The sequence below is a fragment of the Endobacterium cereale genome (assembly GCF_009617585.1).
In the GTDB taxonomy this organism is placed as follows: Bacteria; Pseudomonadota; Alphaproteobacteria; order Rhizobiales; family Rhizobiaceae; genus Neorhizobium; species Neorhizobium cereale.
Genome location: NZ_WIXI01000030.1, coordinates 16,620 through 38,194, shown reverse-complemented (window position 1 = coordinate 38,194; position 21,575 = coordinate 16,620). Strand labels below are relative to the sequence as shown.

Sequence of the window (21,575 nt, the reverse complement as noted above, 5' to 3'; positions counted from 1 at the left end):
GGTGATCGGGGTCTGGATGACCGGGGCGCTCAGCACCTTGTTGTCGAGAACGATGGCAAAGGGCTTGCCGACATTGGCCTGGGTGATCTGGGCGAAACGGGCCGCACCGGAGCTGTCGAAACGGAAGGAAACGATTGGACGCTGGCTCTGCTGCTCGAAGGCGGCGCGGGCGTCGGTCAGGTGGTCGCCCGACAGTTCGACGCGGTCGAGAACCGGGTATTGCTGGCCCTGTTCGTCCGGGATCATGGTGACGCCCGGTTCACCCTGCTGGCCGAGAAGGTGAAAGCTCATCTTGGCGGTGGAGCCGAGCAGCTGACGCAGGCGCGACGGATCCTGTTCGCCCGGAAGCTGGACAAGGACGCGGTCAGAACCGACGCGCTGGATCGTCGGCTCGGCAACGCCGACCTGGTCGACGCGCTGGCGGATGATTTCAAGGCTCTGCTCGACGGCATTGGTGATGTACTGGTTGATGCCGGCATCGGTGTAGTTGAGCGTGATCGTGTTGTCGCGCGGGGTGGCGACATTGAGATCGCTCTGGCCGATGGCGGTTGCCAGGCTGACCGGGTTGGAGAGCGTGCGCAGCTCCGTGACGGCGTTGTCGCGGGCGGCGGGATCGCGCAGCGTGACGGTGATATTGTCACCATTGCGGCGGATCGCCGAGGTTTCGATGCGCTTGTCGCGCAGCACGCGGCGGCTGTCCTGCAGCAGGCTCTGCAGGCGCTCATTGATCAGGTCGGCACGATCGACTTCCAGCACAAGGTGGGAACCACCGCGAAGGTCAAGGCCGAGGGAAACCTGCGTGTGCGGCAGCCAGGACGGCATACGCGCCAGCATGGACGGCGACAGAATGTTGGGCAACGCAACGAGCGTGCCGATTAAAATGATGACGATATAAGTCGCCACCAGCCAGCGGGAATTTCTCATGGATATGGTCCTGTTGCGCGCAGGGCACCAAAGGTGCCGTCAGGAAGCGCTGTTTTCAGTTCGCGAGCGATAAGGGCGTCACGAAAGGCGAGGCGGTCCGCGCGCGGAGACGAGGGCCGTAAATTGCGAAAGCTGCTGCTGGCGGGGGGCAATGGTGCCGCGCCAGGCATCGAACGGATGTGCCAGTGCATGCGCCGACGGGAGAATGCCGTCGGTGGCGCCCTGCCATGTGGATTGCTGTTTTTCCGAAACCGCCGTTGCGACCGCGAGGCGCGGTTGTTCGCGGTTTGCGATCTGCAGCGTGTTGTCGCCGCCTTCGCTGTCGAACAGCTGGCGATATTGCTGCAACATGGAATTGGCGGACTGGAAGCCGGCGCCCGAAAAGGCGGCGATCAGCAGAAAGGCGACAAGCGTCGGCCAGCGCGTCAGGATGGCGTAACCATCCGCGCGAAAGGACCGTGCAGCCTTTCTCGTCTTGTGCATTCAAGCTCCGCTAGCGCTGTGAGGCATCCAGTTGCGGCGACTGTTTAACTTTTGGGTAAGAAGGGGTCAATCGCCAATCAATCCCGCAGTGCAACGCTTGCGGCATAATCCCGTGATCTTATGCCGGGCTGTTGCCGGTGAAGGCCGCAAAGGCCTGCTGTGCAAACACCGAAAGCGGCTGCGGCAGGTCGGAAAGATCGAACCAGCCCATTTCGGAGAGCTTGTCCGGCTCGGTCAGCTGCGGTTCACCGGAAAATGCGCGCGCAACGTAGATCATGGAGATCCAGTGCTGGCGGTCTGCTTCGACAATTGCTTCGATCGTGCAGAGAAAATCGACGGCGCCGATGGACAGGCCGGTTTCTTCCTCGGCCTCGCGGCGGGCGGCGTCAGAGGAATGCTCCATCTGGTCCACCTTGCCACCGACGATATTCCAGTGCCCCGCTTCCGGCGGTTTGACGCGCCGGTAAAGCAGGACCTTGCCGTCGGCGCGCTGAATGATCAGACCGCAGCCGACGCCTGGAAAATCGATGCCGGGAAATGCCATTGCTTGCGGCCGATCAGGCCTTGCCGGCAATCAGCATGAAGGCAGGAATGTCGTCGCCGAAACCGACCGGGGTCGGGCCGTCATCGTGATCACGGTGATGGCGCTGGCGGCGCTGGTCGCGACCGTCGTCGTTTGCCGGATACGGACGCGCATTGCGATTACCGTTCTGCTGCCTGCGGGTATCTTGCTTGGCTTCGGCGTTCACGACTTCGGTCCTTGTGGTTTCCGTTACGGCTACGGGTTCTTTTGGCTGGCTGACTGCAACAGTATCGACCGGCTTGGTGTCATCCGAATGACTGGATGAGCCACGGCGGCCATCACGATCGCGACCGCGATCTCTGCCGCGATCCTTGTCGCCACGGCCCTTGTCACGACCACGGCGACCCTTGTCACCGCTCTCGAAACTCTCCATTGGCGCACCGAGTTCCGACAGGTCGCCGGAAAGCCATTCGATCTTTTCGCCAATCAGCTTTTCGATGGCGTCGAGATACTTCGAATCGGACTTGGTGACCAGCGTGAAAGCCTGACCGGAACGTCCGGCGCGGCCTGTGCGGCCAATACGGTGGACGTAGTCTTCGGCATGGATCGGCACGTCGAAATTGAAGACGTGGCTGACATCCGGGATGTCCAGACCGCGCGCCGCGACGTCGGAAGCGACGAGCAGGGTGATCTGGTTGTCCTTGAAGCCCTGCAGCATGGCCGTGCGCGAACGCTGGTCCATGTCGCCGTGCAATGCGCCGACGGAAAAACCATGGCGCTCGAGCGAACGGAACAGATCCGCCACATCCTTCTTGCGATTACAGAAGATGATGGCGTTCTTCAGTTCGTCCTGAGCCTTGATGAGGTCGCGCAGAACGGCGCGCTTCTCATAATCCTTGTTGTGCGACGCGACAATGCGCTGCGTGATCGTCTTGGTGGTCGAAGACGGCTTGGCGACTTCGACGCGTTCCGGATTCTGCAGGAAGCGATCGGCCAGCTTCTGGATTTCCGGCGGCATGGTGGCCGAGAAGAACAGGGTCTGGCGTGTGAACGGGATCATCTTGGCGATGCGTTCGATGTCCGGGATGAAACCCATGTCGAGCATGCGGTCGGCTTCGTCGATGACGAAAACCTCGACGCCGGTCATCAGCAGCTTGCCGCGTTCGCAATGGTCGAGCAGGCGGCCGGGGGTGCAGATCAGCACGTCTGCGCCGCGCTCCAGCTTGCGGTCCTGTTCGTCGAAGGACACGCCGCCGATCAGCAGAGCCACGTTGAGCTTGTGATTCTTGCCGTATTTTTCAAAATTCTCGGCGACCTGTGCCGCGAGTTCGCGGGTCGGCTCGAGGATCAGCGTGCGCGGCATGCGCGCGCGGGCGCGGCCCTTTTCGAGAAGGGTCAGCATCGGAAGAACGAAGGACGCCGTCTTACCGGTACCCGTCTGGGCGATGCCAAGGATATCGCGGCGCTGCAGCGCCGGCGGAATGGCACCCGCCTGGATCGGCGTGGGCGTGGAGTAGCCCGCGTCGGTGACTGCGGAAAGGACTTTCTGGCTCAGGCCAAGATCAGCAAATGTCGTCAAAGGGAGGTGGTTTCCCGTTCCGGTTCGGTGCGAACACGCGTGAGTCGGGTCTTAGTCCTGCCCGACGATGCGGGCCACATAAAATTAAAAAGACGTCAAGTCAAGAAATGCGACCATATGGCGGCATTGTTAGTGAATAAAACGGTGACTTGTTTCTCTGAAAAGGCAGCAAAGCGTTTGCGTCGTTGGCAATCGTCAAGTTCGCAATCAGTTCATATAGGTGGTGAGTTTCAGTCCGGCATTGAGAAAATGGATCGGATTGACCGCCTCGCCATTGCGGCGGACTTCGTAATGCACGTGGGGGCCGGTTGCCCGGCCGGTTGCGCCGGCGCGGCCGATCGTGTCGCCCACTGAAATCACCTGGCCCTGACGAACGAGGATGCGTGACATGTGCCCGTAGCGTGTGGTGATGCCCTGGCCGTGGTCGATCTCAACGAGGTTGCCGTAACCTGATGCCCAGCCGGCAGTGATGACCTTGCCGGCACCGGTCGCTTTCACTGCGAGACCGGTTTCCGCCTGAAAGTCGATGCCGCCATGGAAGGCGAGGCGACCGAGGAAAGGATCGGGGCGATTGCCGAACCGGCTGGTGATGCCCTGACCGGGAGCCGGATTGCCATAGGGCAGGGCCTGTGCCGTTTCACGTACGATTTCGAGCCGGCTGAGTGCGGTGTCGAGTTCATCGAGTGATGCGTTGAAACGATCGAATTTCATCGGTTCGACAAATGGGCCACCAACGCCGCCCTTGACGTCACCGTTCTTGCTTTCATCGGTGCGCAGGGCCGGCGCTTCCAGCGTCTGAGCCTCGCCGCGTTTATCGGAAATCTCTACGCCGGTACGTCGCATGATCTGCGCCATAGAATCGGCCTTGGTGGCGGCGTCGGAGGTCAGTCCTTCGATGGTCTTGAGTTGTTCGCTTTCGATACCCTTGAGCGACAGCGTCACTTTGGAAAAGATGCGGTCGGCGCGATCGGCCATGTTCTCGCCGCCGGGCGCATAGGCAAGCGCCGTCCGTGCGGGCTTGATCGATGATGTCGTCAGGCCGGCCTGACGATCGATCGCCTCTGCCGCACTTTCCTTGGCCTCGGATGCAGGTGCTGCGGAAATGCCGGCGTCTTCGGCGCGCTCCAGAAGAGAACCAAGCTTGCCATTACGGGAGAAAAGGGCTGTCTGCTGGCGCAGTAGTTTTTCCACCTTCTGCTCTACCAGTTGCTGATCGAGCAACTGCCGCGAGGTGACGCGATCGAGCTGTGCGCGCAGCGAGGAGATTCGATCTTCGTAATCATGCTGGATGCGGGCCTGCCGCGCCATGGTGGCACCGATCAGATCGTCGCGTAGAACAAGATAGGCAGTGGCGCCGAGGTAACCGAGCGCGAACAGGGCGACAGTGCCCGCGACGACGCCTGTCATCCAGGGGCGAATGACCATATGGCGAACCCTGTCGCCCGAGGCGAGAACCAGAACGTGCTGGGTCGCACGTTTTCCAAATACTCTGTTTTCACCCGCATCAGCCAAGACTTGTCTCCCGGATTGCGACTCGTTTTCTGGTCGCTCGGCATGGCGGGATTACACGATGTTAGGGTTAATGAATGCTTTACAAGAGGTGCATCGGATTTACCCGAAACTATTGAGATGGAAAGCCAAGTGCTTGTCCGGTTTTTCCTATTAGGATTGGCTTGTAGATGTCAGTGAACGATAGAAAGACGGCGTCAGACCGGCCTCTGCGCGGGCGACATCATTGAAGGGCGGTTTCAGCGAGCCGCGAAAATTGGCGCGCACCAGCTCCTTGAATGTGGCTGCCGGATCCTTGCGTTCCCGGGCACACAGGAAACGGAACCATTTGGCGCCGATTGCGACATGGCCTTTTTCGTCATTGTAGATGACGTCGAGAACCGCGGCGGTTTCGTGGTCACCGGTTTCCCGCATCTTGGCCTGCAGGGATGGCGTCACGTCAAGACCTCGGGCCTCCAGAATGAGCGGCACGACGGCAAGCCGCGCTGTGAGGTCGTTGCGGGTCGAATGGGCGGCCTGCCACAATCCGTCATGAGCCGGCATATCGCCATAGTCGGCGCCGAGGTCGTTCAACCTGGCTCTAACCATGCGAAAATGTTTTGCCTCCTCGAACGCCACCTGCATCCAGCCGTCGAAGAAGGAATGCGGTACCGGCTCGCTGGCGAACCGGGCGACGATATCCAGTGCCAGATCCACCGCGTTAAGTTCGATATGGGCGATGGAGTGCAACAGCGCGATGCGGCCGTTGAGTGTGTGCAGCGAACGTTTTTCGACGGCGCGCGGCGGCACAAGCTCCGGCTTCTCAGGGCGCCCGGGACGCATGGGGAGTGGAGGATCGAGTGGCGAGCGCAAGGAGAGGCGGCGCTCGAACCAGCGCGTGGCGGTTTCCTGAGCCAGCAGTGTCTTGTGGTCGAGGTCGGCGGCGAGGATCGCCTCCGTCGCACCGCTGCGCAGCGAACCCGGGTTGAGCGGTTTCGATTGGGGCACTTTCGCGTTCTCCATGGCGCGGTTCTCCGTGCTTGTCTCCGCCTTACGCGCCGCCGACTGTACGTGCTGCAGCCAGAACTTCGTCTGCGTGGCCCTTGACCTTCACCTTCGGCCAGATCTGGCGGATCACGCCATCCGGACCGATCAGAAAGGTCGAGCGTTCGATGCCCATATAGGTGCGGCCATACATGCTCTTCTCTTTCCATACGCCGTAAGCATTTGCTGCAGTCTGGTCGGTGTCGGCGGCTAGGATGAGAGAGAGGGAATGTTTTGCGATAAACTTTTCGTGCTTGGCAACGGTGTCGGGCGAAACGCCGATAACGACCGCTCCAGCCTTTTCGAACTCTGCTGCGAGGCCAGTAAAATCAACGGCTTCCGTTGTGCAACCGCTCGTGTCGTCCTTGGGATAAAAATACAGGATGACGGTTTTTCCCGAAAGATCGGCGAGAGAAAAGGTGCTGCCGCCATCGCGCGGCAGGGCAAAAGCGGGTGCAGGCTGACCGATCGCAAGTTCAGACATGATTTTCCTTTCTTTCGCCCCATCATGGGGTGATTGTTGCCGCATTCGATATATATTGGCCGCGTCCGCGTCCAGCAGGGGTCTGTGCGCATTTTCGATTCGTTCCGGAGAGTTATGGCGGAGATACGCGGAGAAAAGGTGCGATTCACGCGCAAGGACATGATTGCCTTGCACGAATTGCCCTCGGCGCAGGTGGATGATCCCATCATCGTGCATTGCCCGCCGCCGCAACGCCGGCGGACACGGCGGGTTACGCGGTATTGCGCGTCTTTTTTGCTGTTCCTCACCGTGGCATTCGGGCTCGTCCTGGCCGCGATCGAAACGGGCACGATCGATGGTGCGCTGGAGGCACAGGCGCAATCGGCGCTGAATGGCGCTATCGGTCCACGTTATCAGGCCACCGTCGGCTCTACCGCGATCCGAATCGACAATACCTGGCGCATCGCGCTGGAGGCGCGTGACGTCGATCTGGTCGAAGTGGCCACCGGCAAGCACCTGACGAAACTCGGTGCCATGCGCATGGCTGTCGATCCGCTGGCTCTTTTGTCCGGCAAGCTGACGGTTCGCCACATGGAGGCTGAAAACATCAGCCTTGATACGGCAGTATTGCCAGCCGGCGATCCGCTCGACCCCGCCAATATGCGCGTCGATGACCTGCCGCCTGCGCTTGAGCAGGTGTTTCAGCGGCTCGATGAAGCGCGCGGGCTTATCGAGCGCACCGGCACCGGATCGATGACGATCTCCGGCTTCGAGGTCCGGTTTCCGCCGGCACGGGACGGCAAGATATCTGTTCTGAAGGTGGAAACGCTGCAGCTGACACGCACACCGGATGGATTGGTGCGGGTGGAGGGCGCGCTCGAACTTGATGGACGCGTAGCGCAACTCGATATCAAGGCGACAGCGGTCAACAACGTCACCACCGGCCTGCAGGGCCGGGTGAACGGTGTGGAGGTGACGCCGTTCCTGTTGCAGCACGCACCGGATGGCAGTCCGCGAGAGGGGCTGGAAGGTTCGCTTGACCTCGATATTTCCGCGTCCCGGCAAACGGCAACAACAACGCAGGCCATCAAGGCCAAGCTGCTGGGACGACCCGGTACGTTCTATTTCGACGGTGTCGGGCAGGCACTGTCGGGTGCCGAGATCAATGTCGCTTATAATTTTTCCAAACAGTCTATCGAGATATTGCCGTCCTTGGCCCGGCTCGGCCTGACTGTCGTGCCGATCAGCGGTGCGGTTATCGATCTTGATCGCCTTAATGCGGATGACAAGCGGCCAGGCATCGGCCTCGACCTTCTTGTCAGCGGTGCGCGGACACAGTCGGAAAATTCCGGCGAAGATACCGTCATGTTCGACCTCAAGGCCGGCGGCCGTTATCTGTCGGGTGAGAGACGGCTTGAAATCGACCAGTTGCTGGTGAGCAGCCCCATGGGGCAGATGGCCGGATCACTGAACCTGAGCCTGCATGGAAAAGTGTCGCCGGAAATCAGTTTTGGTGCACAGCTTCCGGAAATGAAGGTGGCCGCCGTCAAGCAGCTCTGGCCGTTCTGGATGGCGCGCAAGCCCCGCGACTGGGTAATGGCCAACATGTTTGGCGGCGATATTACCAACGGGTCCATTGCCGTCTTCATCCCCGCAGGGCGGATGAAAGGCCCCGGCATGCCGCTCAATCTCGATGGCGACGAGTTGCGGATCAGTTTCGACATTGCCGGCAACCGCCTTGTGCTACCGGGCGACATTCCGCCGCTGAAGGATCTCGGAGGTCATTTCGACCTCAAGGGAGAACGGTTGAGCGTGAAAATCGACAAGGCGAGCGCGACCTTTGCTTCCAAGCGTGTGGTCAATGTCGAGGGCGGCAATTTCACTATTGCCCAGACCTATACCAAGCCACTCATGGCCGACCTTGACATCAAGGTCACGGGCAAGGCGGACGCTGTCGCCGAACTGGCAAGTGCACGACCGGTCAACGGTTTGAGGGGCACAGGGCTGCAAATCGATGATTTTTCCGGCAAGGCAAGCGCCAACGTGCAGGCCAGGTTCGGGCTGATTTCCGACCAGAACCCGCCAAAGCCCGATTTCAAGGCCCAGGTGGCTCTGGATGGCGTCGATCTGGCTCGCCCGATGGAAGGGCACAAAATCGCCAATGTCGACGGAAAACTGGTGATCGACCCTCAGGCGGCGCGTCTGGATGCCAAGGGACAGATCGATTCTGTGCCGGCTGATATCATGCTTGTCGAGCCAGTCGGCAAGGAATCCGAGGTCAAGCGCGAGCGTGTGATCACGGCGTCGCTTACCAATGTTCAGCGGGAGAAACTGGCTCCGGGGCTTTCGGACATCATCGATGGAACCGTGGCTGTCGAACTGTCACGGATCGACGACAAGCGGCAGGCCGTCAAACTTGATCTCGACAAGGCAGCGCTTTCCATTCCTTATGTGGGCTGGACCAAAGGCAGCGGCATTTCTGCCAAGGCGTCCTTCGAAGTATCGAAGACAGACAGCCGTACCGATATCGAAAAATTCGTTCTGAACGGTGACGGATTCTCTGCAAGGGGCGATATCAGCCTCGTGGGCAGCCAGCTTTCGGCGGCGAATTTTTCGAGCATGAACCTTTCGCCCTCCGACAATTTTGCGGTGACGCTCAAGCAGAGCAAGGGTGTCTATGACATCGGCGTCACGGGGGACAGTGCGGACCTGCGCCCCATCATCAGCCGCATGCGCAGCCCTACCGGTGGTGGCGTTGCCGACAGCAGTTCGGATGGTGGAGCAACGGTCCGGCTGAGGCTCTCGCGGTTGATCGGGTTCAACGACGAGATGATCCGCAATGCCTCGCTTCTGTTGACCATCCGCGGCGGTGACGTGAAGCGACTGGATCTGACGGGCGTCACCAATAACGGGCAGGCCGTGGTCGGAGAAACCCAGAGCAGCAACGGACGGGATATCATTTCCTTGACCAGCGGTGACGCCGGCTCCCTTGCCCGATTTGCAGATCTCTATTCCCATATGCGCGGCGGGCTCTTGAACATCAAGTTCGACAGCAAGAACGGCAGCGAATGGTACGGCACGATCGACGTCCGCAACTTCTCGGTCGTCAATGAGCAGCGTCTGCAGTCGATGGTGACGACGCCGTCCGGCGACGGCGGTCGAAGCCTGAATTCCGCCGTGAAGGGCGATATCGATATCAGTTCATCCAAGTTCCAGCGCGGTTTTGCCCGGCTGATGTATCGCAACGGTGCGATGTCGCTCGACAACGGCCTCGTGCGTGGCGAAAATATCGGCGCGACATTTCAGGGCATGGTCAAGGATGCCAATGGCACCATGGACATGACCGGTACGTTCATGCCGGCTTACGGCCTCAATCGTCTGTTCGGCGAACTACCGTTATTCGGGGCCATTCTCGGCAATGGTCGCGATCGGGGCCTGCTCGGCATTACCTTCAAATTGAGCGGAAAATTTTCCAAGCCCGACCTGACCGTCAATCCGTTGTCGATCATCGCACCGGGTGTGTTCCGTCAGATTTTCGAGTTCCAGTAAACAGGCAAGAAAAAGGCCGCTTGCAGCGGCCTTCTTCAGATCGGTGTTCTGTCTGTCTGCTCTCAGGCAGGACGGACGAGAATGTGCTTCTTCTTGCCCAGCGACAGCTTGATCACGCCGTCACCTGTGACTTCACCCGAGCCGATGACCGTACGCTCATCGGAAATCGCCACGTCGTTGATGCGTACCGCGCCACCCTGAACGTGACGGCGGGCCTCGCCGTTCGACGCAGCAAGGCCGGCCTTGACGATCAGGGCGAGCAGGCCAATGCCGGCGTCGAGTTCACCCTGAGCGACGTCGATCGACGGCAGGTTATCGGCCAGCGCGCCTTCCTCGAAGGTTTTGCGAGCAGTTTCTGCAGCCTGCTCGGCATTTTGACGGCCGTGCAGCATGGCTGTGACTTCGGTTGCGAGGATTTTCTTGACCTCGTTGATCTCGGAGCCGCCCAGCGCGGACAGGCGCGCGATCTCGTCCATCGGCAGTGTCGTGTAGAGCTTCAGGAAGCGCGATACGTCGGCATCCTCTGTATTGCGCCAGTATTGCCAGAAGTCGTAGGCAGACAGCATGTCCGGGTTCAGCCAGACGGCGCCGTTGAGCGATTTGCCCATCTTGGCACCTGACGCGGTCGTCAACAGTGGCGATGTCAGCGCGTAAAGCTGCGGCGTGCCCATCCGGTGGCCGAGGTCGATACCGTTAATGATATTGCCCCACTGATCGGAGCCACCCATCTGCAGGCGGCAGCCGTAACGCTTGTTCAGTTCCACGAAATCGTAGGCCTGCAGGATCATGTAGTTGAATTCGAGGAAAGAAAGCGACTGCTCGCGATCAAGGCGTGTCTTCACGCTGTCGAAGGACAGCATGCGGTTGACCGAGAAATGGCGACCGACATCGCGCAGGAATTCGAGGTAGTTGATGTCGCGCAGCCAGTCGCCGTTGTTGATCATCATGGCGTCCTTCGCGCCTTCCCCGTAGGAAAGGTAATTGGCGAAGACGCGCTTGATCGAGGCGATGTTGCTTTCGATCGTGTCGATCGTCATCAACTGGCGAGCGTCATCCTTGAAGGATGGATCTCCGACCATGCCGGTGCCGCCGCCCATCAGGGAGATCGGCTGGTGACCTGTCTGCTGCATCCAGTGCAGCATCATGATCTGGATGAGGCCGCCGGCATGCAGGGAAGGTGCCGTCGGGTCAAAGCCGATATAGGCGGTCACGGTTTCCTTGGCGAACAGTTCGTCGAGACCCGCCTCGTCGGAGATCTGGTGAATGAAGCCGCGCTCGTCGAGCGTGCGGAGAAAATCGGACTTGAACCTGGACATCTCTCTACTCTGTATGCATGTGATTTTATGTGCGAGACGGCACCTAGCACCGTTTTCTGGGATAATCACTTCAAAAGTGATTCTGGATGGCATCAATGACTGAGATGAAAACGGCAATCGGGCTGATGAGCGGCACATCGATGGACGGGATCGACGTGGCACTGCTGCGCACCGACGGTGAAAATAGTGTCGAGCGCGGGCCGAGTTATTACGTGCCTTATGATCCGCAATTGCGAGAACGCTGGAAACGGGCACTGGAGGTGGCTAAGGCGATCACCGAGCGGACGCAGCGGCCGGATGATCTTGGTGAAAGCGAAATAATGCTGACGCTCTGCCATGCGGCGGCGGTGAAATCGTTTCTTGTGCAAAACGGCCTTGAGCCATCGGATATAGATCTTGTCGGTTTTCATGGCCAGACGGTTCTGCACAGGCCGGATGATGCGCTGACGGTGCAGATCGGTGACGGCGCGTTGCTGGCTGCCGAGATCGGCATTGATGTCGTTTATGACATGCGCGCCAGGGACATGACGTTTGGCGGGCAGGGCGCGCCTTTGATCCCGGTCTATCACGCAGCGCTTTCCGCCAACCTGCCGCAGAGCTGCGAGATGCCCGTGGTGTTCGTAAACATCGGCGGCATTTCCAACCTGACCTTTGTGGGCAGTGACGGCACGCTTTCCGCTTTCGACAGCGGGCCCGGCAACATGTTGATCGACCAATGGGTGGAGGCGCATGGTGGCGGCGCCTATGACAAGGGCGGGCGGATAGCGGCCTCCGGTCATGTCGTCCCGGCTCTGGCCGAGCGATATCTGCAAAGCCCGTTCTTTTCAGGCAATGTACGCAGGTCGCTCGATCGCGGCGATTTTCTTCCGCCCAAGGTTGGTGAGGCTTCGCTTGCGGATGGTGCGCGCACGCTTGCGCATGTGACGGCGGCTGCGATTCTGAAATCTGCGGCACATCTGCCGGAGCAAGCCAAAACCTATGTTGTGTGTGGTGGCGGACGTCTGAACGGAGTGATCATGAAGGAGTTTGCCGAACTCGCCACGGGGCAAGGGGCGACGGTGGTTGCAGCCGAAGCGGCCGGTTTCGACGGTGGTTCGATGGAGGCCGAAGCATGGGCCTATCTGGCGGTGCGTTCCGTGCGTGGACTGCCATTGACCTTTCCCGGGACGACGGGGGTTGAGCAGCCGGTCAGCGGTGGTGTTCTGGCCCCTGCCAAATCGTGAGGCACTTTAATATTTTGTTCTCACTGCGCCCCTAGTGTGCCGGTCAGCACGTTCCGTGCGGTGTCATCCATTTTGCCTGATTGATTGTCCATGTCTGCTGCCGCGATATTTCTGGTGGTGAATTTTTTCATCGGCCTGTGTTTCAGCGCCGTGTTCGCGGTCGTGTCGATTTACAGCCGCTGGCGTTCCGTTGCCCTGTTGTTTTCCGCCGGCCTGTTCATCGCATCACTGACAATGTTGTCGGAACTCGGTGTCGCCTATGCCGAGCACCCGGGGCCCTGGGCAATGGCCGCCTACGGCAGCGTGTTGGCGGGGCTGGTTCTGCTGCATTGGGGCGTTTCGGTCCTGTATGACAGGCCGTTTCCCAAATGGTTTGCCATGGCGACATTCCTGTTCGGCATGATGGCTTATACTGTTGTCCTCGATCTGCCGCGTTCATGGTGGGGTTATGGTTTCGTCTATCAGGGACCTTACGCGCTTGTGACGTTGTCTGCAGCCATGAATGTCTTTCTGTCAGAGCGCCGGACCATGATGGATAGGGCACTTGCCATCGTGCTGGTGCTGAGTGGCGGCCATTTTCTGGTGAAAGCGGCGCTGGCGGCGGTCCTTGGCCCGGGGTCGACGCCCAGTGCCTATGTTTCCACCAATTATGCGGTCATTTCGCAGAGTATTACGGCCGTGCTGATTGTGGCGGTCGGCCTTATGCTGCTGGCTGTCCTGACACTTGATATCATGGCCGTGGAACGTGGCCGTGCGGAGCGTGACAGTTTGTCTGGGCTTGCCAATCGCGGTGGCTTTGAGAAGGCGGTGAAACGGGCAGTCAGCCGCCCCGGCAACGGCCAGCACGCGGTGATCATGTGCGACCTCGACCATTTCAAATCGATCAACGACACCTATGGCCATCATGTCGGTGATATGGTGATCGAGCGTTTTGGCGAACTCCTGCGCTCGAGCGCGCCGCAAGGCGCTGTTCTTGGCCGGATCGGCGGCGAGGAGTTTGCGGTCTTCCTCCCCAATGCCACGGTGGAAGTGGCCGTCCTGTTCGCTCAGGCACTGAGGGCGGGCACGACGACAATATCGCTCGCTGGCTTGCCGACCCTGAAAGTGACGGGAAGCTTTGGTGTTGCGCCTCTTGCTGCCCGGGACGAAACCGAGCAGATGTTTCGGCAGGCGGACATGGCGCTTTATGAAGCCAAGCGCAGCGGGCGCAACCGCGTGTGCCAGGCTGAACAGCAGCAGGCACCGCGACAATCCCATCTGCGGCCGGTGAATTGAGCCCGGGAAACGCGACGGGATATTCATCCGCAGCCGACGCTACCCTATCGCAGCGATACCTTAGCCGTTTGCAAAGCACCGAATGCAAGGCTGACGGTAAGGCTGGTGACAAATGTCGCCTTGTCTGCCTTCATCTCCTTTACCCAGACATCGTAGTCGGACAGGTCGCGAGAGCCGGTCGTCATCTGATGCCCCGCGAGGATCAGCAAAAGCTTGCCGTTCAGCACGAGTGGCAGGGCAACAGGTTGCGTGTTCAGGGGAATGGCGTCCATGCCGGTTACATCAAGGGCAAGAGACACGTAATTTCCCGTTTCCCAAGGGGTTTCCTGTCTGGTGGACGCCTGAGCATCCGAGGCTGCTTTCAAGCTTAGAAATTGTTGACGCTGACTGTCGGAAAGCTCCGAAATCAGGCGACGAGGCATGGTTTCAGGATCATCCTTGTAACGCCTCATGAGCGTGAGCACTGCCTGTCGAAGATTTGCACATGCCTCGTCTCCGGGCGAGCAGTCTTCAGCCTCGTCAGCGGCACCGACCGAAGCCGGATTGCCGGGATGGACTTTCATCTCCGGTGCATAAGTGAGGGAAATATTGCAGGCCGGCAGCCAGCCACCCTTCCATGGATGGACGGAGTAGCCTTCGACGAGGTGATAGTTCTTTGGCGAGGTCTCGCCAATAAAATCTTGCGAGATCAGTGCGGGTTGATCGCCGACTGCCGCAAAATAGCTGACGGTACATTCGGACTGGTTGCCCGGATCATCGATTTCCGCTGCCTTGTTTTTTTCCGCATTGAAGAGCAGTTCGATGGCCTCGCAGCGCATCGTGCCATTGAGCGTCGAGATGCCATAAACATCGGTCTTTGGCAGGCGGGTCATCCAGACCGCCAGGGAGGAGGCCAAATTACCCTCTTCAGTGTTTTCACGTAGCGTTTGCAGCAAGGCGGCGTCAGGCTTGAAATTCTGCTTGATATAGTCTTCCGCTGTGGGGCTTTCGGCGCTGGTGCTGGAGGCGAACTCGGTCGATTTTGCGATTTCAAGCCTGACGTCAGCTGTCTTTTTCAATGTTTCCAGAAAACCGCCGGATAGGCGATCACTGGGAGCTGTCTGCAGGGCAGTCTTGTAATGATCGACCAGACCATTGCAAAGCGCCAGGCTATCCTCAGCACCGGCCTGCATCGGCTTTAATGTTTGAATGCGCTCGTCATACCTTTCGGTAAGGCATTGCGCCCGCTGCTCATTGGATTTTTCCGGCTGGATGCAGGCTGTGTCTCGCTGCCTGATCCATTGCGTTTGGGCGGCGACGATATTTGCCCGGCGGTTTCCGGCTGCGGTCAGGACCCTTTTGTAGATCGCGGCGAGTTCGTTGTCCCTGCCGGCCAGCGTCTCATCGAGATCGGTGTTGCAGATCAGCCGTTCGGCAGGTGTGGACGCTTTTGCACAGTCGAAACTGGGCGCGCTGAAGGCTGCCGTCGGGGTGAAGGAGGCCGGGACGGCGAGGAGGGAAGAAACCAGCAGTATATGGATTGGTCGTCTGCGCATCTTTGGTCCTCGTATCGTCTTGGCAACTGTCATGACATGATGCTTGAGCGGCGCTCGTCGAGATGTTGCTGGACAACAAAAAAGGCGACCGTGAGATCGCCTTTCGAAAGCTCTGTATAAAGCGCTTAGCGGATGCGCTTGGCAGCCGGCTCCGGCACCAGTTCGCCGTTGAGGCGGCGGTCGAGGTAATCCTCGCATTCGCCCATCAGCGTATCCACCTGGCCGTTGAAGAAGTGGTTGGCGCCTTCTACGATCTTGTGGGTGATGAGAATGCCCTTCTGGGTCTTGAGCTTTTCGACGAGGCCGTTGACGTCCTTCTCAGGCGCAACCTTGTCAGCGTCGCCGTTGATGATCAGGCCGGACGACGGGCAGGGCGCCAGGAACGAGAAGTCATAGGTGTTCGGCTGCGGCGCGATCGACATGAAACCTTCGATTTCCGGGCGGCGCATCAGCAACTGCATGCCGATCCAGGCGCCAAAAGAATAACCGGCGACCCAACAGCTCTTCGAATCGGGATGCAGGCTCTGCACCCAGTCAAGCGCCGACGCGGCATCCGACAGTTCGCCGGCGCCGTGGTCGAATTCGCCCTGGCTGCGGCCTATCGAGCGGAAATTGAACCGGAGTGTCGTAAAACCGCGCTTCTGGAACATGTAGAAGAGCTGGTAGACGATCTGGTTGTTCATCGTGCCGCCGAACTGTGGGTGCGGGTGCAGGATGATGGCGATCGGCGCGCTCTTTTCCTTGGATGGCTGGTAGCGGCCTTCCAGGCGGCCTGCAGGGCCGTTGAAAATGACTTCGGGCATCGGTACTCCGGTCAGTGTCGCAGGTTCCTGACTGTTAGGCTGTGCTTTGACTTGACGAAGCCGCTCAGCTTTTCTAGAAACAGTTTAGAACCATTCGAAATTGGGGCGACCAGCAAGGTTTGCCCCGGTTGGGTGTCTCATACGGCAAGGCCGGCGAAAATTTCAAGGAAAATGCGCCGTACACTGCCTATCTAGAAACTGAACCGCATCGGACAATGGCCGGCCATGGCGCTTGAACGCACATATCTCGACTGGAACGCGACCGCACCTTTGTGTGATGAGGCGCGTATTGCCATGATGGATGCGCTGTCGCTGCCAGGTAATGCGTCTTCCGTTCATGGTGAGGGGCGTGCAGCGCGGGCGGCCTTGGAAAAGGCGCGACGTTCGGTTGCTGCTCTGGTCGGTGCCGAACCGGCTCACGTCATTTTCACCAGTGGCGCCACCGAGGCCTCCAACCATGTTCTTGTGCCGGAATTCCGCATGGGCCGTTCGCCGCTGAAAATCGGCGCGCTTTATGTTTCAGCGATCGAACATCCGGCCATTCGCGAAGGCGGTCGTTTCGCTTCCGAAAATGTGCATGAAATCCCGGTGACGGGTGAGGGCGTTGTTGATCTCGCGGCGCTTGAGGTGATGTTGGCTGGGCATGATCGTGAAACCGGTCTGCCGATGGTAGCCGTCATGCTGGTGAACAACGAGACCGGTATCGTGCAGCCTGTGGCTGAGGCGGCCAGGCTTGCGCATGCGGTAGGTGGCTTGATGGTGGTTGATGCCGTGCAAGCGGCCGGGCGTTTGCCGCTCGATATCAATGCGCTGGATGCCGATTTCCTGATCATTTCGTCGCACAAGATCGGCGGGCCGAAGGGTGTTGGCGCACTTGTGACGCGTGGCGAGGTGTTGATGCCAAAACCGTTGATCCGGGGTGGAGGTCAGGAAAAGGGCCATCGTTCCGGAACCGAAAACTTTTTTGCGATTGTCGGTTTTGGGGCCGCGGCCGAAGTGGCGCTGGGCGAACTGGATGCGCGCTGTGTCCATATAGCGGCCCTGCGCAGCCGGCTGGAAAATGGCATGCGTGGTGCGGCTCCGGACGTGATCATTCATGGTGCCGATGTGGAGCGTGTGGCCAATACCAGCTTTTTCACGTTGCCAGAGTTGAAATCGGAGACCGGACAGATCGGTTTCGATCTTGAAGGCATCGCGCTTTCGGCCGGTTCTGCTTGCTCGTCCGGCCGGGTTGGCGAAAGTCATGTGCTGACGGCCATGGGGCATGATCCAAAACTGGGGGGCCTGCGTATATCGCTCGGGCCGACAACCACAGAAGCCGATATTGACTGCGCCATAACCGCTTTTGCCAAAGTGGCGGGCCGACGCCGGCTTTCGGGGCAGGCCGCATAGACGCTAGTTTAGAATGATTTGCGGAAACGCAAATTTTGACCTTGCCAAAAGCTGGGAAATTCCCCTTCTGGCACTTACATGAAGGCGGAAATCCGCCAACACGATGACAAGCTGCCGGACCTTTGATTTCGGCCAGATTTGGAGAATGTGATGCCTGCCGTTCAGGAAACCATCGATCAGGTCCGCGGGATCGATATCGACCAGTACAAATACGGTTTTGAGACGATCATCGAAGTCGATAAGGCGCCCAAGGGCCTGTCTGAAGACATCATCCGTTTCATCTCTGCCAAGAAGCAGGAGCCGGAGTGGATGCTGGAATGGCGTCTCGACGCCTATCGCCGCTGGCTGACCATGGAAGAGCCGAGCTGGGCGCGCGTCGATTACCCGAAGATCGATTTCAACGACTATTATTATTACGCTGCGCCGAAGAACATCACCGGCCCGGTTTCGCTCGACGAAGTCGATCCGGAACTGCTGCGGACCTATGAAAAGCTCGGGATTCCGTTGCGCGAGCAGGAAATTCTGGCCGGCGTGCAGAAGTCCAAGGTCGCCGTCGATGCCGTGTTCGACTCGGTTTCGGTCGTCACCACGTTCAAGAAGGAACTCCAGAAGGCCGGCGTGATCTTCATGTCGATCTCGGAAGCCATCCGCGAACATCCCGATCTGATCAAAAAGTATCTCGGCTCGGTCGTGCCGACCACCGACAACTATTATGCAACGCTGAACGCCGCCGTCTTTACCGATGGTTCGTTCGTGTTCGTGCCGAAGGGCGTTCGTTGCCCGATGGAACTGTCGACCTACTTCCGTATCAACGAGAAGAACACCGGCCAGTTCGAGCGCACGCTGATCATCTGCGAAGAGGGCGCTTACGTGTCCTATCTCGAAGGCTGCACGGCACCGCAGCGCGACGAAAACCAGCTGCATGCAGCTGTCGTCGAACTCGTTGCTCTGGACGATGCCGAGATCAAGTACTCGACCGTTCAGAACTGGTTCCCGGGCGACAAGGACGGCAAGGGCGGCATCTACAATTTCGTCACCAAGCGTGGCGATTGCCGTGGCGACCGCTCCAAGATTTCCTGGACACAGGTGGAAACCGGTTCGGCGATCACCTGGAAATACCCGTCCTGCATCCTGCGCGGTGACGATTCGCGTGGCGAGTTCTACTCGATCGCCGTTTCCAACGGTCACCAGCAGATCGACAGCGGCACCAAGATGATCCATCTCGGCAAGAACACATCGAGCCGCATCGTTTCCAAGGGTATCGCTGCCGGCGTTTCGCAGAACACCTATCGCGGCCAGGTTTCGGCTCACCGCAAGGCGAGCAATGCCCGTAACTTCACGCAGTGCGACTCGTTGCTGATTGGCGATCGTTGCGGCGCGCATACGGTGCCTTACATCGAAGCGAAGAATTCTTCGGCGCAGTTCGAGCACGAGGCAACCACCTCCAAGATCTCGGAAGATCAGCTGTTCTATTGCCTCCAGCGCGGCATCCCGACGGAAGAGGCGATCGCGCTGATCGTCAACGGTTTCGTGCGCGAAGTCATTCAGGAACTGCCGATGGAATTTGCCGTGGAAGCGCAGAAGCTGATCGGCATCTCGCTTGAGGGTAGCGTGGGATAACGAATGGACCGAGACAAAAAGTCCGATATGACGGTGGGCATGAAGGTCATGCTTTTGACCATGTTCACCTGCTGCATTGGGCTTTTTGTTGGACTTGCAGGTCTGATAGCTGATTGGGCTGTGGCCAAATCCATCGGAGCTGTTTCACTTGTCGTTGTATTCATAATTATCTGGGCCGCGCCTGAGCTTGTCGGCGACAAAATGATGGATCGCTTCCTTTACGGAAGAAAAAACAAATCAAGAGATGAAAAAGATGCTTGAGATCAAGAACCTGCACGCCCGTATCGCCGAAGATGGCACCGAAATCATCCGTGGACTGAACCTCACCGTGAAGGCCGGCGAAGTGGCTGCCATCATGGGCCCGAACGGTTCCGGCAAGTCGACGCTGTCCTACATCCTGTCGGGCCGCGAGGACTATGAAGTCACCGAGGGCGACATCCTGTATAACGGCGAGAGCATTCTCGAACTCGACCCGGCCGAGCGCGCCTCCAAGGGCATCTTCCTTGCCTTCCAGTACCCGGTCGAAATTCCGGGCGTTGCCACCATGCAATTCCTGAAGGTGGCCATGAACGAGCAGCGCAAGGCGCGCGGCGAAGAAGAACTGACGACCCCGGAATTCATCCGCCGCGTCAAGGAATCGGCCGGCGAATTGAAGATCAACATGGACATGCTCAAGCGTCCGCTGAACGTCGGTTTCTCCGGCGGTGAAAAGAAGCGCGCTGAAATCCTGCAGATGGCGCTCTTGCAGCCGCAGCTTTGCGTGCTCGACGAGACCGATTCCGGCCTCGATATCGATGCGCTGAAGATCGTTGCTGACGGCGTCAACGCGCTGAAGTCGCCGGATCGCGCCACCATCGTCATCACCCATTACCAGCGCCTGCTCGACTACATCGTGCCGGACAGCGTTCACGTTCTCTACAAGGGCCAGATCATCCGTTCGGGCGACAAGGAACTGGCGCTCGAACTGGAAGCCAATGGTTATGCCGACATCATCGGCGCGGCAGCCTGATTGGCGGGAGGCAAGAGACCATGAATATCCAGACACAACCCCGCCTGAGTGCTGCGGAAAGCGCACTGATCGACGCCTATACCGCGTCCTTCGGTGACCTGCCGGGCAATGGCGCCGTGGCCAGCGCGCGCGACCGCCTGCTCGATGACCTGAAAACACAGGGCCTGCCGACGCGCCGTATCGAGGCCTGGCATTATACCGATCTGAAAACGCTGCTACGTGCGGTTCCGACCGAGACGAGCACCGCCGTCATCGACGCGCAGGCACCGTTTGTTGCCGGTTCGCCAGTGCTGGCTGCCCTGCAGGGCAAGGTCGATGCCAAGGCGGCCGTCGAAGGCGTTGTCGTCGGTGCATTCGCCGACATGCTGCGCGAAGGCACGGCTGCTCCGGGCCTGTCCGTCATCGATAACGACGATGCCATCGGCCGTATCAACGGCAGTTTCGTCCGCGACGGTTATGTGCTGGAAGTGCCGGCAGGTGCCGAACTGGAAACGCCGATCGAGATCCAGGCGATCCATGGCGGCGGACAGGTGCATACGCGCTTCCCGGTCAGCTTTGGTGCCAATAGCACGGCCACAGTCATCGAGCGCCATGCGGCGACCGGCGACGGTGCGGCCTTCGTGTCGTCGGTCAGCGATATCTCTATTGGCGACGGCGCCGACGTGACTTGGGTGATCGTGCAGCAGCAGGGTGCCGAGGACACGCATCTCGGCCAGATCCGCATCCGCGTTGGTGCGAATGCCAAGCTGAAGCTGTTCGTCATCAATGCCGGCGGCAAGCTGGTGCGTCAGGAACTGCGCATCGATGTTTCGGGCGAAAATGCCGAACTGACCCTGCGCGGCGTCAACCTGCTGGGTGGCGACACCCATACCGACGTGACGCTGGTTCTGGCGCATAACGTGCCGAACACGAGCTCTACGGAAGTTTTCCGTAACGTGGTGTTCGATCGCGCCCGCGGCGTATTCCAGGGCATGATCAAGGTTGCGCTCGACGCCCAGAAGACCGATGCAAAGATGTCTTGCAACACGCTGTTGCTTTCGGACGACGCCGATTTTTCGGCCAAGCCGGAACTCGAAATCTTTGCCGACGACGTGGTCTGTGGCCATGGTGCGACGGTTGCCGATATCGACAACAACCACCTCTACTACCTCAAGGCCCGCGGTATCCCGGAAAACAAGGCACGCGCCATGCTGGTCAACGCCTTCGTCGCCGAAATCGTTGAAGAGCTGGAAGACGAGCAGTTGGTGGAAGCGCTGGAAGGCATCATTTCCACCTGGCTGGCAAAGCACGCCTGATAAGACCGGCGGAGGGGGAAACTCCTCCGCTCGTCATGCTCGTCCTCGGGTTTA

The 21,575-nt window shown here is 59.3% G+C and carries 18 protein-coding genes; 8 read left to right on the top strand and 10 right to left on the bottom strand.

What is annotated here, in order from left to right:
* The 7 genes from GAO09_RS04715 to GAO09_RS04685 all read right to left on the bottom strand — a co-directional run.
* The coding region (locus GAO09_RS04715; RefSeq protein WP_420796134.1) for a SecDF P1 head subdomain-containing protein at positions 1–924 on the bottom strand (924 nt) is incomplete at its 3' end.
* A gap of 78 nt (positions 925–1,002) precedes the next feature.
* On the bottom strand, positions 1,003–1,407 hold the full coding sequence (locus GAO09_RS04710) for a hypothetical protein (protein WP_153352899.1): 405 nt from the start codon (positions 1,405–1,407) through the stop codon (positions 1,003–1,005).
* Positions 1,408–1,525: 118 nt separating this feature from the next.
* Complete coding sequence (locus GAO09_RS04705; protein WP_153352898.1) at positions 1,526–1,951, bottom strand: NUDIX domain-containing protein; 426 nt, start codon at positions 1,949–1,951, stop codon at positions 1,526–1,528.
* A 13-nt stretch (positions 1,952–1,964) separates the two neighbouring features.
* Positions 1,965–3,509 carry a DEAD/DEAH box helicase gene (locus GAO09_RS04700; protein ID WP_153352897.1) on the bottom strand — a complete coding sequence of 515 codons (1,545 nt, stop codon included), beginning with the start codon at positions 3,507–3,509 and terminating at the stop codon, positions 1,965–1,967.
* Between the two features lie 207 nt (positions 3,510–3,716).
* Positions 3,717–5,021 carry a M23 family metallopeptidase gene (locus GAO09_RS04695; protein ID WP_153352896.1) on the bottom strand — a complete coding sequence of 435 codons (1,305 nt, stop codon included), beginning with the start codon at positions 5,019–5,021 and terminating at the stop codon, positions 3,717–3,719.
* A 150-nt stretch (positions 5,022–5,171) separates the two neighbouring features.
* Positions 5,172–6,020 (bottom strand): ferritin-like domain-containing protein, encoded by an 849-nt coding sequence (locus GAO09_RS04690; RefSeq protein ID WP_153352895.1) that lies wholly within the window; start codon positions 6,018–6,020, stop codon positions 5,172–5,174.
* 28 nt (positions 6,021–6,048) lie between these two features.
* Complete coding sequence (locus GAO09_RS04685) at positions 6,049–6,525, bottom strand: peroxiredoxin (protein WP_153352894.1); 477 nt, start codon at positions 6,523–6,525, stop codon at positions 6,049–6,051.
* 114 nt (positions 6,526–6,639) lie between these two features.
* Between GAO09_RS04685 and GAO09_RS04680 the strand changes: the two genes are divergently transcribed.
* The gene (locus GAO09_RS04680) at positions 6,640–10,053 is read left to right on the top strand and encodes a YhdP family protein (protein WP_153352893.1); all 3,414 of its coding nucleotides are present in this window, start codon (positions 6,640–6,642) and stop codon (positions 10,051–10,053) included.
* Positions 10,054–10,115: 62 nt separating this feature from the next.
* On the opposite strand, the gene tyrS is transcribed toward GAO09_RS04680, so the two are convergent.
* Entirely contained in the window at positions 10,116–11,369 is a 1,254-nt protein-coding gene (gene tyrS / locus GAO09_RS04675) for a tyrosine--tRNA ligase (protein WP_153352892.1), read from the bottom strand.
* A gap of 95 nt (positions 11,370–11,464) precedes the next feature.
* Between tyrS and GAO09_RS04670 the strand changes: the two genes are divergently transcribed.
* Positions 11,465–12,592 carry an anhydro-N-acetylmuramic acid kinase gene (locus GAO09_RS04670; protein WP_153352891.1) on the top strand — a complete coding sequence of 376 codons (1,128 nt, stop codon included), beginning with the start codon at positions 11,465–11,467 and terminating at the stop codon, positions 12,590–12,592.
* Positions 12,593–12,682: 90 nt separating this feature from the next.
* Positions 12,683–13,867: a GGDEF domain-containing protein gene (locus GAO09_RS04665; protein WP_153352890.1), complete on the top strand. Its 1,185-nt coding sequence runs from the start codon at positions 12,683–12,685 to the stop codon at positions 13,865–13,867.
* A gap of 44 nt (positions 13,868–13,911) precedes the next feature.
* Here GAO09_RS04665 and GAO09_RS04660 read toward each other — a convergent pair whose 3' ends face one another.
* Complete coding sequence (locus tag GAO09_RS04660) at positions 13,912–15,402, bottom strand: lysozyme inhibitor LprI family protein (RefSeq protein ID WP_209018607.1); 1,491 nt, start codon at positions 15,400–15,402, stop codon at positions 13,912–13,914.
* A gap of 125 nt (positions 15,403–15,527) precedes the next feature.
* Positions 15,528–16,205 (bottom strand): alpha/beta hydrolase, encoded by a 678-nt coding sequence (locus GAO09_RS04655; protein WP_153352888.1) that lies wholly within the window; start codon positions 16,203–16,205, stop codon positions 15,528–15,530.
* Positions 16,206–16,430: 225 nt separating this feature from the next.
* Here GAO09_RS04655 and GAO09_RS04650 point away from each other — a divergent pair, with 225 nt between their 5' ends.
* The 5 genes from GAO09_RS04650 (at position 16,431) to sufD (ending at position 21,521) form a co-directional block, all read left to right on the top strand.
* Positions 16,431–17,597 (top strand): cysteine desulfurase family protein, encoded by a 1,167-nt coding sequence (locus tag GAO09_RS04650; RefSeq protein ID WP_153352887.1) that lies wholly within the window; start codon positions 16,431–16,433, stop codon positions 17,595–17,597.
* 150 nt (positions 17,598–17,747) lie between these two features.
* A complete protein-coding gene (gene sufB, locus GAO09_RS04645) occupies positions 17,748–19,217 on the top strand; it encodes a Fe-S cluster assembly protein SufB (RefSeq protein ID WP_153352886.1) in 1,470 nt (489 codons plus the stop codon).
* 3 nt (positions 19,218–19,220) lie between these two features.
* Complete coding sequence (locus GAO09_RS04640) at positions 19,221–19,478, top strand: hypothetical protein (RefSeq protein WP_153352885.1); 258 nt, start codon at positions 19,221–19,223, stop codon at positions 19,476–19,478.
* Positions 19,471–20,226 carry a Fe-S cluster assembly ATPase SufC gene (sufC, locus tag GAO09_RS04635; RefSeq protein ID WP_153352884.1) on the top strand — a complete coding sequence of 252 codons (756 nt, stop codon included), beginning with the start codon at positions 19,471–19,473 and terminating at the stop codon, positions 20,224–20,226. The genes GAO09_RS04640 and sufC overlap by 8 nt, the downstream gene beginning before the upstream one ends.
* 20 nt (positions 20,227–20,246) lie before the next feature.
* On the top strand, positions 20,247–21,521 hold the full coding sequence (gene sufD, locus GAO09_RS04630; protein ID WP_153352883.1) for a Fe-S cluster assembly protein SufD: 1,275 nt from the start codon (positions 20,247–20,249) through the stop codon (positions 21,519–21,521).
* The last annotated feature ends 54 nt before the right edge of the window (positions 21,522–21,575 follow it).

Bases quoted from the DNA above. Each gene is read 5' to 3' on its own strand.
- GAO09_RS04710 (WP_153352899.1), bottom strand. From the start codon at position 1,407: ATGCACAAGACGAGAAAGGCTGCACGGTCCTTTCGCGCGGATGGTTAC.
- GAO09_RS04705 (WP_153352898.1), bottom strand. From the start codon at position 1,951: ATGGCATTTCCCGGCATCGATTTTCCAGGCGTCGGCTGCGGTCTGATC.
- GAO09_RS04690 (WP_153352895.1), bottom strand. From the start codon at position 6,020: ATGGAGAACGCGAAAGTGCCCCAATCGAAACCGCTCAACCCGGGTTCG.
- GAO09_RS04685 (WP_153352894.1), bottom strand. From the start codon at position 6,525: ATGTCTGAACTTGCGATCGGTCAGCCTGCACCCGCTTTTGCCCTGCCG.
- GAO09_RS04680 (WP_153352893.1), top strand. From the start codon at position 6,640: ATGGCGGAGATACGCGGAGAAAAGGTGCGATTCACGCGCAAGGACATG.
- tyrS (WP_153352892.1), bottom strand. From the start codon at position 11,369: ATGTCCAGGTTCAAGTCCGATTTTCTCCGCACGCTCGACGAGCGCGGC.
- GAO09_RS04670 (WP_153352891.1), top strand. From the start codon at position 11,465: ATGACTGAGATGAAAACGGCAATCGGGCTGATGAGCGGCACATCGATG.
- GAO09_RS04665 (WP_153352890.1), top strand. From the start codon at position 12,683: ATGTCTGCTGCCGCGATATTTCTGGTGGTGAATTTTTTCATCGGCCTG.
- GAO09_RS04660 (WP_209018607.1), bottom strand. From the start codon at position 15,402: ATGCGCAGACGACCAATCCATATACTGCTGGTTTCTTCCCTCCTCGCC.
- GAO09_RS04655 (WP_153352888.1), bottom strand. From the start codon at position 16,205: ATGCCCGAAGTCATTTTCAACGGCCCTGCAGGCCGCCTGGAAGGCCGC.
- GAO09_RS04650 (WP_153352887.1), top strand. From the start codon at position 16,431: ATGGCGCTTGAACGCACATATCTCGACTGGAACGCGACCGCACCTTTG.
- sufB (WP_153352886.1), top strand. From the start codon at position 17,748: ATGCCTGCCGTTCAGGAAACCATCGATCAGGTCCGCGGGATCGATATC.
- GAO09_RS04640 (WP_153352885.1), top strand. From the start codon at position 19,221: ATGGACCGAGACAAAAAGTCCGATATGACGGTGGGCATGAAGGTCATG.
- sufC (WP_153352884.1), top strand. From the start codon at position 19,471: ATGCTTGAGATCAAGAACCTGCACGCCCGTATCGCCGAAGATGGCACC.
- sufD (WP_153352883.1), top strand. From the start codon at position 20,247: ATGAATATCCAGACACAACCCCGCCTGAGTGCTGCGGAAAGCGCACTG.